We start from the raw sequence: 16,194 nt of genomic DNA on the forward strand, positions 1-16,194 counted from the left end.
CCTGCCCCAAGCCGTTCCCGCCCAGCCGGAGGTCTGCTGTGAGTTCCACCCCCGAGGACTCTTCGGAGTCCCTTGCCAAGGCCCGCCGCCTGGTTCTCGCACTGCTGTCGCAGGACCGTCAGCCGACGCCGGACGAAGTACAGAGCGCGGTGACCATCATCTTCGGCATGCTGGCCGGCCAGGGCGAGGTACTCGACCGTGACCAGCTGGCCAAGGAGATCGAGGTCCTGACAGCGGTCTTCCAGGAAGGGTCCTCCGGCCTGGAGAGCGACAGCGGACACGAGCCGTGGCTGCCGGAAGCGAAGAACGACCGGGCGTGGGACTTCTGGGAGCGCTACCGGCGGTACCTTGAGGACGTCCGCAACCTCCCCCCGCTCGTCGTACGTCGGCTGGACCAGAGCACGGACGAGGTCCTGAGCCAGCTCGAGGACCCGCGCCGTGTCGGCTCCTGGCGACGGACAGGCCTCGTGATCGGGCAGGTCCAGTCGGGCAAGACCGGCCAGTACATCGGTCTCGCCGCGAAGGCCGTGGACGCGGGATACCAGTTCGTGGTGATCCTCGCCGGCATCCACAACGACCTCCGGAGCCAGACTCAGCTGCGTGTCGACGAGGGGCTCCTGGGGTTCGACACCCAGCACCAGCAGCGGTCCAACCAGAACGGGAAGTCCCGCCTCATGGGTGCCGGACGGATGCCGGGCGCCAAGAAGCTCGACATCGCATCTCCCACCAACAGCTCGGAGAAGGGCGACTTCGGTCGACAGGCTGCCAACGCCGTCAACTTCCCGCTCGGCCGCTTCCCGGTGGTTCTCGTCGTCAAGAAGCACTGGAAGATCCTCGAGTACCTGCGGACGTGGGTGACCGAGGTCCAGGGCACGGAGGACGAGGCGGGGAACAAGGTCGTACGCGACATCCCGCTGTTCGTCATCGACGATGAGGCGGACAACGCCTCCATCAACACCGAGCGCGACCCCGACGCGGATCCGACCAAAACCAACGGGGCGATCCGCGAGCTCATGAAGAGCTTCGAGAAGTCGGCGTACGTCGGGTACACCGCCACCCCGTTCGCCAACATCTACATCGACCCCGACGTCGACCATGCTGAACTCGGCGCCGACCTCTTTCCCGACAGCTTCATCCGCACCCTGCCGTCTCCGACCAACTACCTCGGCCCGGAGCGTGTGTTCGGCCTCCAAGTCGACAACGACGACGAGGAGGACGTGCCCCCGCTGCCGCTCGTCCGCCCCGTGGACGACGCCGAAAGCTGGATCCCGAGCAAGCACAAGTCCTCCTTCGTCCCCTCCGACGACCTTCCTCGGTCCCTCCGCGAAGCGATCAACTCGTTCGTCCTCGCCAGCGCCGCCCGGAGGGTGCGTGGACAGACGAAGGTGCACAACTCCATGCTGGTGCACGTCACCCGCTTCACGGCGGTCCAGGGAATCGTCTGCGATCAGGTGGACGACTACATGCGCCTCCTCGTGGACTCCCTCCGCGATCGGTACGGGCAGGCACCCCAGCGCATCGCCGAGCTCCGGGCCTTGTGGGAGCGAGACTTCGTCGCCACCATGGACCACTTCCCCGCGGACGAGGCCCAACGCGTCACCTGGGAGGACGTGTCGAGCCAGCTCATGCCCGCGCTGCGGAAGATCGTGGTCAAGACGGTGAACGGCGCTTCCCGCGACGCACTCGACTACTACGAGCACCGCAGGACCGGTCTTTCGGTCATCGCGATCGGGGGCCAGAAGCTCTCCCGGGGACTCACCCTGGAGGGGCTGACCATCAGCTACTACCTGCGCACGTCCAGCACCTACGACACTCTGCTTCAGATGGGACGCTGGTTCGGATACCGGCCGGGCCACGAGGACCTGTGCCGTCTGTACACCACGCCCGATCTCCAGGCGAAGTACATCGAGGTGACCGCCGCGACGGACGAACTGCGTCGTGAGGTGGAGGAGATGGCGGCGGTGGGCCTCACACCTCGGCGCTTCGGTCTGAAGGTGCGCGCCTCCTCGCTCGGCCTCGCGGTCACGGCTGCCAACAAGATGCGCCAAGGCACGAAGGTCATGCTCAGCTATTCCGGAGAGGGGCCGGAGACGGTGATCTTCAGCCTCTCCAACGGGGTCCCCGAGCACAACCTCAAGGTACTTGGGGACTTCGTCCGGAGACTTGACGGTCTGACCACCGCCGAGCAGAAGGCGCCGGGCGCCAATGTGTCATGGGAACAGGTGCCCTCCGACGCCGTCGTGGACTTCCTCTCCCGATACGAGACCGACCGCATGGCGGCGAGGGTTCGCCCCCGCTTCATCGCCAAGTACATCGAACAGTGCCTGGCTGTGGGTGAGCTTCCGCACTGGACGGTGATCCTGGTTGGCAAGAGGGCCGCCACGGACCCGCAGGACATCGCTGGACACAGCCTGGGCCCCGTGGAACGTACAGCCCTCAACGATGCCGCCACTGACGGCCGGTACACGATTCGCCGCCTGCTGAGCCCTCCCGACGAGTTCCTCGACCTCGATCGCACTCAAGTGGATGCCGCCCTGGAAGCGACGCAGAAGGCCGCAGCGATCAAGAAGCGTGAGAAGGTGCCCCAGTCCCCTTCGGGTGAGCACCTCCGCTGGCAGCGCCGAGCCGACCAGGCACTGCTGCTCATCTATCTGATCGAGCGGCCAGCCAGTGAGGGCGGTCCGACCCAGCCCCCGCTGGTGGGCTTCAAGGTGAGCTTCCCGCGCTCCGAGCACCAGTCCGATACCGAATACGTCGTCAACAGCATCTGGCAGAAGGAGGGCCTTGACGCCCTCGACGACGAGGAGGACGGGGAGTGACCGTCACCGAGGCCGAGTGGCGTGACCTGGAAGCTCCTCAGGGTGCCCCAGGGCGGTCCCGGATCCGCCTGTACCCAGATGCCCCGTTGGACGTCTTTCTCTCCGTCTCCCACCCGGCACACCAGCGCATGCTCGTTCTCAGGACCGACGCCCGCTCCGCGGACCACATCGTGCGGTCCGTGACCCGGCTGCCCAGCGCGGCCGGCCTGGAGATGAACCTGAGCGCCGTGTCGCGTCTCGAGTACGAGCTCCAGGTGGTCCTCACCGCGGACGAGCTCCGCGAGGTGTTCAACCCCCTCGTCACCGACGTCGCCGACACGGTCAGGGAGGCCTCCGGAGCCGCAGCCGCTCTGACCGCGGCCGTGGAGAGGTTCGAGCGGTGGCAGGACCTCCTGCGCGCCGTGGGCAGGGACGGTCTCGGCCCCGAGGCTCGTCGCGGGCTCGTCGGCGAGCTCCTGCTGCTGCGCGACCGCATCCTGCCCGTCGTCGGGCCGGCCGAGGCCGTCGACTCCTGGACCGGGCCAAGCGGAGCCAACCAGGACTTCCAGCTGCCCGGAGTCGCGGTCGAGACGAAGGCCAGCACCGCCAAGCGTCCCCGCAACATCCGGATCGCCAGCGAACGCCAGCTGGACGACACGGGAACGCCCTCACTCCTGTTGTCCCTGGCCATGCTCGACGAGCGTCGAGGTGGTTCGGGCGAGAGCCTGAACCGCCTAGTGGACCGGATACGCGAGCAGCTCACCAGCCCCGTCGTGCGCGCCGCCTTCGACGGCCGGCTCGTACAGGCCGGCTACCTCCCGGGGCAGCGAGACCTGTACGAAGAGCCTCGGTACACCCTCCGTGACCTGCGCTTCTGGCACGTGCGAGAGGATTTCCCGAGAATCGTCGAGGCAGATCTCCCCGAAGGTGTGGGTGACTGCACGTACAACGTGAGCACCTCGGGACTGGACCAGCACCGCGCCACGACCGACGAGGTGACCGCACTGATCGGGGGAACCCATGCCTGAGCTCGACCTGTCCCAGTACGCCCGCGACCTCGTCGCTGACGTCCAGGCGACAGCCGACGCCGAGGGAACCACCACTCCGGAGACGTTCACGCGGCGTGTGTTCGAGGACCTGGAGCAGGCCGGCATCGCGTCCAACACGTTCACCGCGTTTCACGGTGCACACGGTCACCTGGTTCACGGCTACGGCATCGGGGACTCCGGGGAGTGCCTCGACCTCTTCGTCACGGACTTCGATCTCGAGCCGCTGGCGTCCAAGCTCACGAAGGGGCAGACCGAGACCGCCTTCAAGCGGCTCCTCGCGTTCGTCCGCCGGTGCCGTGACGGTCTGCGCCAGCACATCGACGAGTCCTTCGACGTCTACGACATGTGCGCGGCGGTGGAGAAGGCGCTCACCGAGGTACGCCGGATACGGCTCTTCCTCCTCAGCAACCGCGTCGGCACCAGCACCGCGGTCCCGCCCACCGACTTCGACGGCCTCCCCGTGACCCACGAGGTGTGGGACCTGGCACGGCTGCACCGCCACGCGACCTCCGGCAGCATCAGCGAACCCATCGTCGTCTCGTTCGACCCTCCGCTGCCCTGCATCGCGGCGCCCAGCAGCGAGCCCGACCACTCGGTGACCATGGCCGTGATCCCCGGGCAGAGGCTCGCCGAGCTCTACGGGGAGTACGGGACGAGGCTCCTCGAGCTGAACGTCCGTTCCTTCCTGCAGGCCCGCGGGTCGGTCAACCGTGGCATCCGGGAGACCCTGCTGAACTCCCCCGGCAGGTTCCTGGCGTACAACAACGGCATCACGGCGACCGCTTCGCAGGTCGACTTCGCCTACGACCCGGAAGGCAGGCCCACAGGCATCTCCCGCGTGCAGGGGCTCCAGGTCGTGAACGGCGGTCAGACGACAGCCTCTCTGCACTACGCCTCCAGCCGCGACAAGGCGGACCTGTCGCATGTGGCCGTGCAGATGAAACTGACGGAGGTCTCCCCGGAGCGGCTCTCGGAGATCGTCCCGATGATCTCCGAGTACTCCAATACCCAGAACCGCGTGACGTTGGTCGACTTCAGCTCGAACCACGAGTACCACGTGGCCGTACAGCGGATCACCCGCTCCCTGTGGGCGCCGGCGACGGACGGCAGTGGTCAGGAGACCCACTGGTTCTACGAGCGGGCGCGCGGCCAGTACGCCGACGAGGTGGCCAAGGCCCGGACGCCCGCGAAACAGCGCACGTTCAAGAAGCTCAACCCGACGAAGCAGAAGTTCACCAAGGCGGACCTCGCGAAGTACGCCAACTCCTGGAATCACCTTCCGTTCCAGGTCAGCCGTGGCGCACAAAAGAACTTCGCCGTGTTCATGGACCGCATCGGCGAGGCACCCCCGCGCGTCGACGTCCAGTACTGCCAACGCGTGATCGCCATGGCCATCCTCTTCAAGGCGGTCGACCGCATCGCGGCGAACCACGAGGCCGGCAGCTACAAGAGCATGATCACGACATACACCATGGCCCGCCTGTCGCTCGCGACGAAGCAGCGCATCGACCTCGACCGGATCTGGCGAGAGCAGCGGGTCTCCCCTGCCGTCGAGGCGGCGATCGACGACCTCTGCCCCAGGGTGATGCGGGCGGTGACCAGGCCTCGCGAGGGCAACCACGTGGGTGAGTGGGCTAAGAAGGCCGTCTGCTGGGACGCCGTCTCCCGCGTGCCGTGGTCCGTGCCTGGTGACCTGGAGGCGGAACTCCGCGATCACCCGCTGGACGAGGAGGCTCTCGCCGGGGGCGCGGAAGGCGGCCAAGGGGCGCGTGACGAGGTGGCGTCGATCCCGGCGGACGAGTGGTACGCCGTCGAGCGATGGGCGAAGGAGACGCACAACCTGGATCCCTCGCAGCGCCAGCTGGCGCAGTACGTCGGCAGGCGACTCGAACTCGACCAGGAGATCCCCGAGCCACAGGCGGTACAGGCACTGCACGCGCGCAACGAGGCGCTGTCGCTCGGGTTCGTCCCCGGTCCGTAGGCGCGACTCGTCGTCGGCCCTCAGAGCTCCCCGCGCTCGAGCAGGTCCCTCATGGCGTCCTCGGCGCGGCGGAGCACGATCCGCCCGTCTCCGTCACTGAAGGCCAGGAGGGCCGAACCGGGTGCGATGCCCGCCTCCACGAGCAGCCCCATGGGGAGCTCGACCCGGCCATGGTCGTCGACACGGAGTTCTGCAGGTTCACGAAGCATGTGCCGAGTGTGGCACCCTCACACTCGTAGGCTGACGACGGGCTGGGGCGGAGGTATGGCAGCACGTGAGGACACCACGAGCGCGGACTGGGTCAGCACCGAGCTGAGCGGCCATCTGCGCGGTCGGCGCGCCCGTGACACGAAACCGCAGGTGGCCCTCCGGCGCGCCGTTCACCGGCTCGGCCTCCGGTTCCGTCTACAGCGCAAGGTGGCTGCCCGTTGCACGGCGGACTTCGTCCTGCCCAGGTACGACGTGGCGGTGTTCGTCGACGGGTGCTTCTGGCACGGCTGTCCTTTGCACGGCCCGAAGACGTTCCGCGGCCCGAACGCCTCCCTGTGGGAAACGAAGATCGAGACCAACAGGGAGCGCGACCGCCGGAACACGGCAGCAGCCGAGGCCGCCGGCTGGACCGTCGTCCGTGTCTGGGAGTGCGAGATCCGGGCGGACGTCGAGCGCGCTGCGCTCAGCGTCGCCCAGCGGTGCGACCAGGCTCGCGAGCCTGGGTCGGCACCGTCTCCCGTCCGTGGGTCCCAGTCAACGCGTCCGTGAACAGGTCGCCCGAGACGCTCTCCCTGGCGACGCAGTACTTGCTCAGGGGGCACGCGTCGCAGACGGGCTCCTTGGCCCTGCAGAAGCTGGTCCCGATAAGGCGAAGCGCTGCCATGCGCAGAGGCGCGTCCTCGCCAGCTCCGACGAGCTTCACCAGGTCCACCCGACCGTCGCTGAGTCTGTTCGTGCGGTCCGAATCGCTGCCGTGGAGACGGGCGGCGACGCGCAGCGCGCCCTGGCCCACCCACAAGAGGTCCTCGCCGATCAGCAACCGGTAGAGCGTCGCCTCAGCCGGCTTCAGCTTCAGGTGCTCACGGACCTTCTCCTCGTCGCCCCATAGGCTCGACTTACCGACCACCTCGGCAAGCCGGGCGACCCTCGCCTTCGCCGCCTCGGAGGGGGCCGCCGCAGTGAGTGCCTCGAACGCGGCCTTGCTCAGGGACGTGCGCCCGCGCACGACCTCGACCATCTTCGCCAGCTGCGTGGGCTGCATCCTGGTCCCGGACAGTATGGCCATCACAGCGGCCTGCAACCCGGTCATCTGTTCGCCCGGAAGCTGGCACCAGTCCTCCGACTCGCGCCGTCCTTCGGCCCAGGCGGTCAGGTCCCTTCGCACCGTACGCCAGTGCGGCTGGAGTCCGGCTTCGGCCGACTGCTGGTCGCCGACGGGCAGCAAGGCCTCGGCCGCAGCCTCACCAAGGAGGGGCGGTACCGCGTTACCGATCTGACGGAAGGCGTCACTGCGCGTGCCTGCGAAGCGGAACTTGTCCGGGAAGGTCTGCACCCGCGCGGCCTCGCGCACGGTGAGGGTGCGCGGCTGCTCCTGGTCCGGGTGGATGTACCAGTAGCCGTCCTTGGCGATGTGGGCGGTGATCGACCTGCTGAGATCCGACCAGTCGAGCTTCTTGTACTTGTCCGTGAAGTGGTCGGCCTTGTAGCGCTGCAGTTCCGGGGAGATCTGCGAGTACAGGGTCTTGGAGTCCATGCTGGAGAAGATCTCCGCATCGTCCTCCCGGACCCGTCGGGTCATGTGGTCCCAGACCCGGCCCTTGGGCGCCCACCTGCGCATGTCGGAGGCGAACTTGGACAGCTCGGACGACTCGTCGTATGGCAGTTCACGCTGCCCGACGCGCTCCCTGGGCACTACGGGCAGTACCGGCAGGTCACCGATGGCGTCCCGTAGGGTGGTCCGCTGCTCGTGCTCCAGCTCCTGACGCCACTCGAACCGCTCGACGTCGTTCCTCGCCAGCAGGATCAGTCGCTTCCGGTGCTGCGGAACGCCGTAGCGCCATGCATCGACCAGACGCACCTGCGTCGCGTAGCCGAGGTCCTCCAGCTGCTCCTCGATGGTACGCACCACGAAGAAGTCGTCACCGAGGCCCATGTCGGGCACGTTCTCCATGAGGACCGCACGCGGACGGAGGCGCTTCACGACGTCGAGGTAGGCACTCCACAGCTCCTTACGGCGGTCGTGGGGGTCACGCCCGTGATGCTCCACGAGGCTGCGGATCTTGCTCCGGCCGGCCCTGCTGAACGGCTGGCAGGGGGGGCCGCCGGCCACCAGATCGATCTTGGCCGGTGCCAGCATGTCCACGAGCCTGTCCCGCTCGTCGGGGTTGCCCAGGTCCATGTGGAGGCTCATGCCCGGGAAGTTCGCGGCGTGCGTCTGGAGAGCCCGCTCGTCGTAGTCGACTGCGGCCGCGACCGTCCACCCGGCCCGCTCCAGCCCGAGGCTCAGTCCACCCGCTCCGGAGAAGAGGTCGACGGCCAGACGCTTGCCGGCACCGAAGCCATCGAGCCACTTGCCGAAGTTCTCGGGCTTGCAGCTCTTCCTGTGCCGCTTGAGCTCCAGAGGGTCGCTCCGCTCCAGAGGCACCTCGTAGTGCTGCCTGCGCACAGCGCGAACCTCCATCGGACGAGAAGAACGAGCACCAGGAGATCACACATCTTCTGGCGAGATCAAGAATCCGGCGTCTACCTCGGAGAACAAGATCGATCGGGACGCCCCAGGCGCCCCGAGAATATTACGCGGCACCCACCCCTGTGACCGAAAGCAGCCCCTAGTAAGTCCAGAGAGGGGCAATCATACGGATAAACACTGACAAGATCACCAAGGGCTGTGAGCCCCCGACAGCCGACGGACGGGCATCGCTCGCGGGAGCGCAACACTGAGGCTCACAGCAACGCCGCGTTGATGGGATCGGCTACCGCCCCACCACCCGCGGAGCCGCTACTTGTTGGAGCCGCACGGCAACGCGGTACCCGGCCGACTGCCGGTGCCTGCCGGAATAAATGCCCCCCTGCCCTCGATTGCCGTTCGCAGTGATCAATGGGGCGGGAGGCTCATGAGCAACCTGAAGGTCTTCAGGGTGAGAAGCGGGCAGGCGACGGAGGTGCCGGGGGCGGCCGTGGGGGTGGAGGTCGAGCTGCAGCGGTTGATCGAGGCCAACATGGAGGCGATGCTCGGCATTCGGTTCCTGGCTACCGAGTACCGCACCGGCCGTCACGGAGGCCGTATCGACTCCCTCGGACTGGACGAGAACGGCACGCCCGTCATCGTCGAGTACAAGCGCAACCGGGACCAGAACGTCATCAACCAAGGGCTCTCGTACCTGTGGTGGCTCCACGACCACCATCACGAGTTCGAGAGCCTGGTCCGAGAGAAGCTCGGAGACCAGGCCGGCGAGATCGACTGGAGCGCTCCTCGGATCGTCTGCGTCGCCGGGGCCTTCACGCGCCACGACACGGTGGCGGTGGAGATGATCGGCCACCGGATCGACCTGGTGACGTACCGGGTCTTCGAGGACGTGCTCACGCTGCAGCTCATCGCCTCGGTTGGCGGCACCCGCGCCTCTCCGCGGGGCGGAGCGTCGGGATCGGCTCGCACCACTTCTGCTGCGCCGAAGTCGGTCCAGCAGTACCTCGATGAGTCGCCCGAGGAGCTGAAGGAGCTGTACGCCGACCTCGACGAGCTGTTGTTGTCGCACCGAGACGTGCTCAAGGAGCCCCAGCTCCACTACATCGCCTACCGGCGGATCAACAACGTCGCCACGGTGCGCCTGCAGCCGCGCAAGCGGCTGCTCGTGGTCAACCTGAAGCTGGATCCGGACACCGTGGAGCTGCACGACGGGTTCTCCCGGGACATGCGCGGCGTGGGGGTCCTGGGGATCCGTGGCGGCGTCGAGGTCCGGATCGGCTCGCGGGAGGACCTCGCACGGGCCACCGAGCTCATCCAGCGGAGCATCGACGCTGGGTGACTCCTCCGGCACACGGGAAGGGCGGTTGTTCCACCTGAGTGGTGGAACAACCGCCCTTCTGTGCGTTCTGCGCCCGCTGTCTCGGCTTCTCACTCTCACTCCTCGGGCCCTGCGAGTTCGAAGTCGTCCTGGGTCAGCGCGCCTCGCAGCCGCTGCTCGGCGATGTCCGCGTAGTGCTCGGAGAGCTCGACGCCGATGAACTTGCAGCCCTCGCGCAGGGCGGCGACGCCGGTCGTTCCGGAGCCGGTGAAGGGGTCGAGGACCGTTCCGCCCGGCGGGCAGATCCTCACCAGCTCCTGCATCACCTCCACGGGCTTCTGCGTGATGTGCACGCGGTCCTTCCGGGGCTGGCTCGCGGTGTAGAGGCCGGGCAGGTACACGGGGTTCCGGTCGGGGTCGACCGGGCCCTTGGTGCCCCAGACGATGTACTCGCAGGACTGCTTGAGCCGGCCCTTCTGCGGTCGGGAGACCGGCTTGTGCCACGCGGCGATGCCGCGCCAGGTCCAGCCGGCGGCCTGGAGCGCGTCGGTGGTGGTGGGCAGTTGCCTCCAGTCGGTGAAGACGAGCGCGGCGCCCGACTCGGCGGTGGCCCGGTAGGACTCGGTGAGCAGGAGGGTGAGCCAGAAGTCGTACGAGCGCTGGTCGCGGTTCTCGCCGGGGAAGTTGGCGAGGTCGTGCCCGGCGTCGCCCGAGGTGTACTTCGCGCGGGCACTGCGGCCGGTTCGTTCGCCGCTGGTTCGGCCACCGCTGTTGTACGGCGGGTCGGTGATGACGGCATCGACGCTGTTGTCGGGGATGCCGGCGAGGGCGGTCAGCGCGTCGCCTCGGTGCAGGGTGTACGACATGGTGCGGTTCTCTCTTTCCGCGGGGACGGTCGTGCGGGATTCCGCGTTCCCGGAATACCGCGCACGTCGGCTTGATTCGCTCCCGGAAGCCACAGAAGCAGCCGCCTGCGGAGAGCGATGGGCTGGAGAGTAACCACCATTCTCGGCCGCACCTAATGACGCTCTGCCGCCACATCACGGGCCCCGACTGCCAGACGAGACATCGTTTGGTGCGGCCGCAATTCGTCTCTACAGTCTCGCCGTGTTCGACGGACGGGGCTCAGCTCCCGCCCTGTTGAGCTGTGCTGATGCGTGTCGCCTCGTCCAGGTGGCGGCACGGCAGCACTCACGAACGGCCTGATATTTCGGCGAGGGGATTCTCCGTGTGGCGTGTGAGATTAAGAGCGCGGCTGGCTGCCGCTCTCCAGTAACGGGGTTCCCAGGGGTCGGGAGTTAGCCGCTCCCGACCCGTGGAGTCTCTATTCCCTGATCTCAGGTGTGAATTCCCGACCGGTGCGGTGCCGGTGACCTTTTCGACGAGAACGCTGGTGCCGCGCTGCCTACGAGTAAGGAGCTGCTGATGCAGCATGCCCAGGCACGCCCTTCCCCGACGTCCGACTCCTGCGGCCTCCGCTCGGCGGACGGCCTGCGGCCGTGAAGGCGGGCGCGGCAATAGTCGGGTCCGTGGCTCTTGGCCCACTACTGCTGATCGCCCCGCTCGCGATGGCTCTGGCCGGCGCGAGCAGTGCCCAGGCCGCCTGTGTGAGCGGCGATGCACAGGCTGTGGATACCGCGGCGGTCGCCAAGCAGGTGGAGTCGATCCTCAACGGCGGCGGCAAGGCCACGGTGTCGGTCCCGGGGCTGGACGATCCCGCAGAGCAGATCCCGAACGCCAAGACGATCCAGGCCACTGGCGTCGCCATGAAGGTGCCGGCCCGGGGGCAGGTCGTGTCCCTGGCCGCGGCCCTGCAGGAGTCGGGGCTGCGGAATCTGGACTACGGCGACCGGGATTCGCTCGGCCTGTTCCAGCAGCGCCCAAGCCAGGGCTGGGGAACGGCCCAGCAGGTCCGCGATCCGGTGCACGCCTCGACGAGGTTCTACGAGGCTCTACTCAAGGTCCCAGGCTGGCAGTCCATGACCGTCACGCAGGCGGCACAGGCGGTCCAGAAGAGCGGCTTTCCTGACGCCTACGCCAAGTGGGAGCCGCTGGGCACGGCTCTGCAGAAGGCCATCGCCACGTCGCTGTCGGAGGAGTCGAGTTCCGATGGAGGCGACGAGGGCGAGCAGACGGATGCGGCTCCCGGCGGGTGCGGCACCGGTGAGGACGGGGCCAAATTCGGTCCGATCCCCGCAGGCTCCGTCCCCAAGGACTACAAGATCCCGGCTGATGCGCCCAAGTCGGTCCGCACCGCCATCCGCTGGGGTCTCGGTCAGCTCGGCACTCCGTATCAGTGGGGTGGCGCGTGTACCGATCCGCGCGGCCAGGACCCGATGGGCCGCTGCGACTGCTCGTCCCTGATGCAGATGTCGTACAAGGCCGGGGGCGTCTCGATCTCCCGGACCACGTACACGCAGGTCAAGGAGGGCAAGGCGGTCAGCGTCGATGCCCTCAAGCCGGGCGATCTCCTCTTCACTCGCGGCACAGCACAAGTCCCGGAACACGTAGGGATGTTCATCGGTGACGGCCTGATTCTGCATGCTCCGCGTACCGGTGACGTGGTCAAGATCTCGACCCTCGCCGAGTGGCGGCCGGACGTGCTCGCCGCCCGCCGGGCCAGGGAACTCGCCGCCGCCGAGGCCGCTCACCACGGTGTGCCGATCCACCGGCTCCGCACGCCGGGCGGCGAGTCGTCGGAGGACGTCCAGGCCCGCTACGTGGGTCTCTGGGACGAGGTCTGCTCCGAGGGACGGCGAACGACCGTCCTCATCGGTCACGGTGGGGGCATCGCCTGCCTGCTGCTGTGGCTCACCGGGAACGGCTTCGACCGGTACCTCCAGCACGTGCCCGGGTCCGCCGGTGTCACGTGTGTGGAGATCGGCGGTCCGACTCCGCGCGTGCCGCTCATGAACGTCTCGCCCGTGGACCTGCCCGTCCTCCTCAACGCCCGTACCGCCCGATGAGGGTCGGGACGGTACGGGTGCGGGGAGGTGCGTCAGGCCTCCGGGGCACCGCCGAAGCGCTCACGGTAGGACTCCAGGTCCTCCTCCGTGATCTTCGCGAAGAGCACCGGCGGCACCATGAACGCGGTGCCGGCGGGGACGGTGTCCAGGGACCTGGCCTGGTCGGCGGTCACCCAGGTCGCGGTGTCGTTCTCCAGGGCGAAGGCCCCGCGCATGGCGGCGGCCGACGTCGGGATGAACGGCTCGGAGACGACCGCGTACAGGTGGATCAGGTTCATCGCGGTACGGAGCGTCAGCGCGGCGCCGTCGGCGTCGGTCTTGATCTCCAGCCACGGGGCCTTCTCCTCCAGGTAGGAGTTGCCCGCGGACCACAGCGCACGCAGGGCAGCAGCTGCCTTGCGGAACTGGAGGGCCTCCATCTGCTCCTCGTACTCGCCGAGCAGCCGTGCGATCTCCTCGCCCAGCTTCGCCTCCGCCTCGCCGGCGGCGTGCCCGGCCGGGACCTCGTCACCGAAACGCTTACGGGAGAACGACAGCACTCGGTTGACGAAGTTGCCGAGGGTGTCCGCCAAGTCCTTGTTCACCGTGGCGGTGAAGTGCTCCCACGTGAAGGAGGAGTCGTCCGACTCGGGGGCGTTGGCGATCAGGAAGTAGCGCCAGTAGTCGCCGGGCAGGATCTCCAGGGCCGCGTCGGTGAAGACGCCGCGCTTCTGGGAGGTGGAGAACTTACCGCCGTAGTACGTCAGCCAGTTGAAGCCCTTGACGACGTCGACCTTCTTCCACGGCTCGCGCACGCCGAGCTCGGTGGCCGGGAACATCACCGTGTGGAAGGGGACGTTGTCCTTGGCCATGAACTGCGTGTAGCGGACGGTGTCGTCGGCCTCGTACCACCACGACTTCCAGTCGCGGCTCTCGCCGTCGGAGGCGGCATCCGCCCACTCCTTCGTCGCGCCGATGTACTCGATCGGGGCGTCGAACCAGACGTAGAAGACCTTGCCCTCGGCGGCGAGCTCCGGCCAGGTGTCGGCCGGGACAGGCACGCCCCAGTCCAGGTCGCGGGTGATGGCGCGATCGTTCAGGCCCTCAGTCAGCCACTTGCGGGCGATGGACGTAGACAGGTGCGGCCACTCGGCGCTGACGGTGGCGATCCACTCCTCGACCTCGTGCTGGAGCTTGGACTGCAGAAGGAAGAGGTGCTTGGTCTCGCGGACCTCCAGGTCGGTGGAACCGCTGATCGCCGAGCGCGGGTCGATCAGGTCGGTCGGGTCCAGGACGCGGGTGCAGTTCTCGCACTGGTCGCCGCGGGCCTTGTCGTAGCCGCAGTGCGGGCAGGTTCCCTCGACGTACCGGTCCGGCAGGAAGCGGCCGTCGACCGGCGAGTACACCTGGCGGATCGCCCGCTCCTCGATGAAGCCGTTCTCGTTCAGTTTGCGCGCGAAGTGCTGGGTGATCTCGACGTTCTGCTGCGAGGAGCTGCGGCCGAAGTAGTCGAAGGCCAGCTCGAACCCGTCGTACACGGCCTTCTGCGCATCGTGCGCCTGGGCGCAGAACTCGGCGACCGGGAGCCCCTGTTCCTTGGCGGCCAGCTCGGCCGGCGTGCCGTGCTCGTCGGTGGCGCAGATGTAGAGGACGTCGTGACCGCGCTGGCGGAGGTACCGGGAGTACACGTCCGCCGGAAGCATCGACCCGACCATGTTGCCCAGGTGCTTGATCCCGTTGATGTAGGGAAGCGCGCTGGTTACCAGGTGTCGAGCCATCCTTGGATGCTCCATTTCGTACGTACGGCGCCGGTGGCGCTGCCACGGCGGGCCCAAGTCGGGAGGCCGCAGCCGACGCGATCACTCCGATCGCACACCGACGTCACTCATGGTGACGAAACGGGACTGCAAGCCACCCTCATCGTATCGAACCGGGGGTTCCGCCAGCCCGCGGGTTTTCCCGGCTACCCATGCCGCGCCCGAGAAGCGCTCGGCCGTCCGAGACAGGCGGCCAAGCGAGTCTCGTACGGCCGAGGCGCTCCCCATCTTACGGCCACCACGCACCGCGGATCCCGCGCAGCGCATACATCGCCACTACCCCAGGCCCCCGATTCCAGCGAGGTGGACCGTATGACCAGGAATCACGAGACCCGTCGGCTCCGCGTCGTTGTCGTGGGGCAGGGATACGTCGGGCTCCCCTTGGCGGTGCGAGCCGCCGAGGTCGGGCACCACGTCGTCGGCCTCGACGTGGACGCCGGGCGGATCAAGCGGCTCGTGCTCGGCGAGTCGTACGTCGAGGACATCTCGGACAGGCGGCTGGCACCGCTCCTCGCCGCCGGCGTCTACCGGCCGACCATCGACCCGTCCGACTGCACCGGGTTCGACGTGGCGGTCGTCACCGTCCCGACGCCACTGCGCGACGGCGCTCCGGACCTGTCTCACGTCGAGGAAGCGGCGCGGACGCTCGGCCGCCACCTCACCCGCGGAGCGACCGTCGTCCTGGAGTCGACCACGTACCCCGGGACGACCGAGGAGGTGTTCCGCCCGCTCCTCGAACGCGGTTCCGGGCTGACCGCCGGCCGGGACTTCCACCTCGGGTACAGCCCGGAGCGCATCGACCCCGGGAATCCCATCTGGAGGCTGGAGAACACCCCCAAGGTCGTCTCCGGCATCGACCCGTCCTCCAGGGAGGCGGTCCGCGCCTTCTACGCATCGCTCGTCGACACGGTCGTGCCCGTGGCCAGTTGCAAGGAGGCGGAGCTGACCAAGCTCCTTGAGAACACCTTCCGGCACGTGAACATCGCCCTCGCCAACGAGCTGGCGATCTTCGCCCACGACCTGGGCATCGACGTCTGGGCGGCGATCGACGCGGCGTCCACCAAGCCGTTCGGCTTCATGCGCTTCACCCCCGGCCCCGGGGTCGGAGGTCACTGCCTGCCCGTCGACCCCTCGTACCTGTCGTGGCGGGTCGAGCGAACCCTGGGGCAGAACTTCCGCTTCGTCGAGCTGGCGAACGACGTCAACAACCACATGCCCGACTACGTGGTGCGGCGTCTCGTGGCGGGCCTCAACGAACGCGGGAAGCCGCTCAAGGGCTCCCAGGTCCTGCTGCTCGGCCTAGCGTACAAGGCCAACACTGGGGACGCCCGCGAGACGCCGACGGCCCGAATCGCCGAACTCCTCACAGGCATGGGTGCCGAGGTCCAGGCCGCCGACCCCCATGTCCTGGATGACGCCCACCCCCGCGCCGCCGGCCTGGAGGGCCTCCAGCGGGTCGACGTGACCCCCGGCCGGCTCGCGGCGGCCGACGCCGTCGTCCTCCTCGCGGACCACGACGCCTTCGACTACCCCCTGATCAGCGCGCACGCCCCGTACGTCCTCGACTGCCGCCGCCGGCTCACCGGCGCCCACGTCGACTCTCTCTGAA

11 protein-coding genes are annotated in these 16,194 nt (G+C 68.0%); 7 read left to right on the forward strand and 4 right to left on the reverse strand.

Annotated elements, in window-relative coordinates; all coding sequences use genetic code 11:
- The first annotated feature begins 38 nt into the window (after window positions 1-38).
- From ACZ5WC_RS22750 to ACZ5WC_RS22760, 3 genes are read left to right on the forward strand one after another with little or no spacing between them, the layout of a single operon-like run.
- Entirely contained in the window at window positions 39-2,819 is a 2,781-nt protein-coding gene (locus tag ACZ5WC_RS22750) for a Z1 domain-containing protein (RefSeq protein WP_468542492.1), read from the forward strand.
- The gene (locus ACZ5WC_RS22755) at window positions 2,816-3,826 is read left to right on the forward strand and encodes a PD-(D/E)XK motif protein (protein WP_468542493.1); all 1,011 of its coding nucleotides are present in this window, start codon (window positions 2,816-2,818) and stop codon (window positions 3,824-3,826) included. The genes ACZ5WC_RS22750 and ACZ5WC_RS22755 overlap by 4 nt, the downstream gene beginning before the upstream one ends.
- Window positions 3,819-5,828 (forward strand): AIPR family protein, encoded by a 2,010-nt coding sequence (locus ACZ5WC_RS22760; protein WP_468542494.1) that lies wholly within the window; start codon window positions 3,819-3,821, stop codon window positions 5,826-5,828. The genes ACZ5WC_RS22755 and ACZ5WC_RS22760 overlap by 8 nt, the downstream gene beginning before the upstream one ends.
- A 20-nt stretch (window positions 5,829-5,848) precedes the next feature.
- On the opposite strand, the gene ACZ5WC_RS22765 is transcribed toward ACZ5WC_RS22760, so the two are convergent.
- Window positions 5,849-6,037, reverse strand: a complete 189-nt coding sequence (locus tag ACZ5WC_RS22765) for an AbrB/MazE/SpoVT family DNA-binding domain-containing protein (protein WP_468542495.1) — start codon at window positions 6,035-6,037, stop codon at window positions 5,849-5,851.
- Between the two features lie 55 nt (window positions 6,038-6,092).
- Here ACZ5WC_RS22765 and ACZ5WC_RS22770 point away from each other — a divergent pair, with 55 nt between their 5' ends.
- The gene (locus ACZ5WC_RS22770) at window positions 6,093-6,587 is read left to right on the forward strand and encodes a very short patch repair endonuclease (protein ID WP_468542496.1); all 495 of its coding nucleotides are present in this window, start codon (window positions 6,093-6,095) and stop codon (window positions 6,585-6,587) included.
- On the opposite strand, the gene ACZ5WC_RS22775 is transcribed toward ACZ5WC_RS22770, so the two are convergent.
- Window positions 6,502-8,484, reverse strand: coding sequence for a DNA cytosine methyltransferase (locus ACZ5WC_RS22775; protein WP_468542497.1), 1,983 nt, complete (start codon window positions 8,482-8,484; stop codon window positions 6,502-6,504). The two genes, ACZ5WC_RS22770 and ACZ5WC_RS22775, sit on opposite strands and share 86 nt — an antisense overlap.
- Before the next feature lie 448 nt (window positions 8,485-8,932).
- Between ACZ5WC_RS22775 and ACZ5WC_RS22780 the strand changes: the two genes are divergently transcribed.
- Window positions 8,933-9,844, forward strand: coding sequence for a DUF5655 domain-containing protein (locus tag ACZ5WC_RS22780; protein ID WP_468542498.1), 912 nt, complete (start codon window positions 8,933-8,935; stop codon window positions 9,842-9,844).
- Between the two features lie 95 nt (window positions 9,845-9,939).
- On the opposite strand, the gene ACZ5WC_RS22785 is transcribed toward ACZ5WC_RS22780, so the two are convergent.
- A complete protein-coding gene (locus ACZ5WC_RS22785) occupies window positions 9,940-10,689 on the reverse strand; it encodes a DNA-methyltransferase (protein ID WP_468542499.1) in 750 nt (249 codons plus the stop codon).
- A 633-nt stretch (window positions 10,690-11,322) separates the two neighbouring features.
- Between ACZ5WC_RS22785 and ACZ5WC_RS22790 the strand changes: the two genes are divergently transcribed.
- The gene (locus ACZ5WC_RS22790; protein ID WP_468542500.1) at window positions 11,323-12,789 is read left to right on the forward strand and encodes an NlpC/P60 family protein; all 1,467 of its coding nucleotides are present in this window, start codon (window positions 11,323-11,325) and stop codon (window positions 12,787-12,789) included.
- A gap of 32 nt (window positions 12,790-12,821) precedes the next feature.
- On the opposite strand, the gene metG is transcribed toward ACZ5WC_RS22790, so the two are convergent.
- Window positions 12,822-14,546 carry a methionine--tRNA ligase gene (gene metG / locus ACZ5WC_RS22795; protein WP_468542501.1) on the reverse strand — a complete coding sequence of 575 codons (1,725 nt, stop codon included), beginning with the start codon at window positions 14,544-14,546 and terminating at the stop codon, window positions 12,822-12,824.
- Between the two features lie 351 nt (window positions 14,547-14,897).
- On the opposite strand from metG, the gene ACZ5WC_RS22800 reads away from it, so the two are divergent.
- Window positions 14,898-16,193, forward strand: a complete 1,296-nt coding sequence (locus ACZ5WC_RS22800; protein WP_468542502.1) for a nucleotide sugar dehydrogenase — start codon at window positions 14,898-14,900, stop codon at window positions 16,191-16,193.
- Window position 16,194: the final 1 nt, after the last annotated feature.

Source organism: Streptomyces sp. NPDC033165 (genome assembly GCF_055577965.1).

What these genes read in the sequence shown, in the direction of transcription:
- ACZ5WC_RS22760 (WP_468542494.1), top strand. Translation starts at nt 3,819, where the DNA reads ATGCCTGAGCTCGACCTGTCCCAGTACGCCCGCGACCTCGTCGCTGAC.
- ACZ5WC_RS22765 (WP_468542495.1), bottom strand. Translation starts at nt 6,037, where the DNA reads ATGCTTCGTGAACCTGCAGAACTCCGTGTCGACGACCATGGCCGGGTC.
- ACZ5WC_RS22770 (WP_468542496.1), top strand. Translation starts at nt 6,093, where the DNA reads ATGGCAGCACGTGAGGACACCACGAGCGCGGACTGGGTCAGCACCGAG.
- ACZ5WC_RS22780 (WP_468542498.1), top strand. Translation starts at nt 8,933, where the DNA reads ATGAGCAACCTGAAGGTCTTCAGGGTGAGAAGCGGGCAGGCGACGGAG.
- ACZ5WC_RS22785 (WP_468542499.1), bottom strand. Translation starts at nt 10,689, where the DNA reads ATGTCGTACACCCTGCACCGAGGCGACGCGCTGACCGCCCTCGCCGGC.
- metG (WP_468542501.1), bottom strand. Translation starts at nt 14,546, where the DNA reads ATGGCTCGACACCTGGTAACCAGCGCGCTTCCCTACATCAACGGGATC.
- ACZ5WC_RS22800 (WP_468542502.1), top strand. Translation starts at nt 14,898, where the DNA reads ATGACCAGGAATCACGAGACCCGTCGGCTCCGCGTCGTTGTCGTGGGG.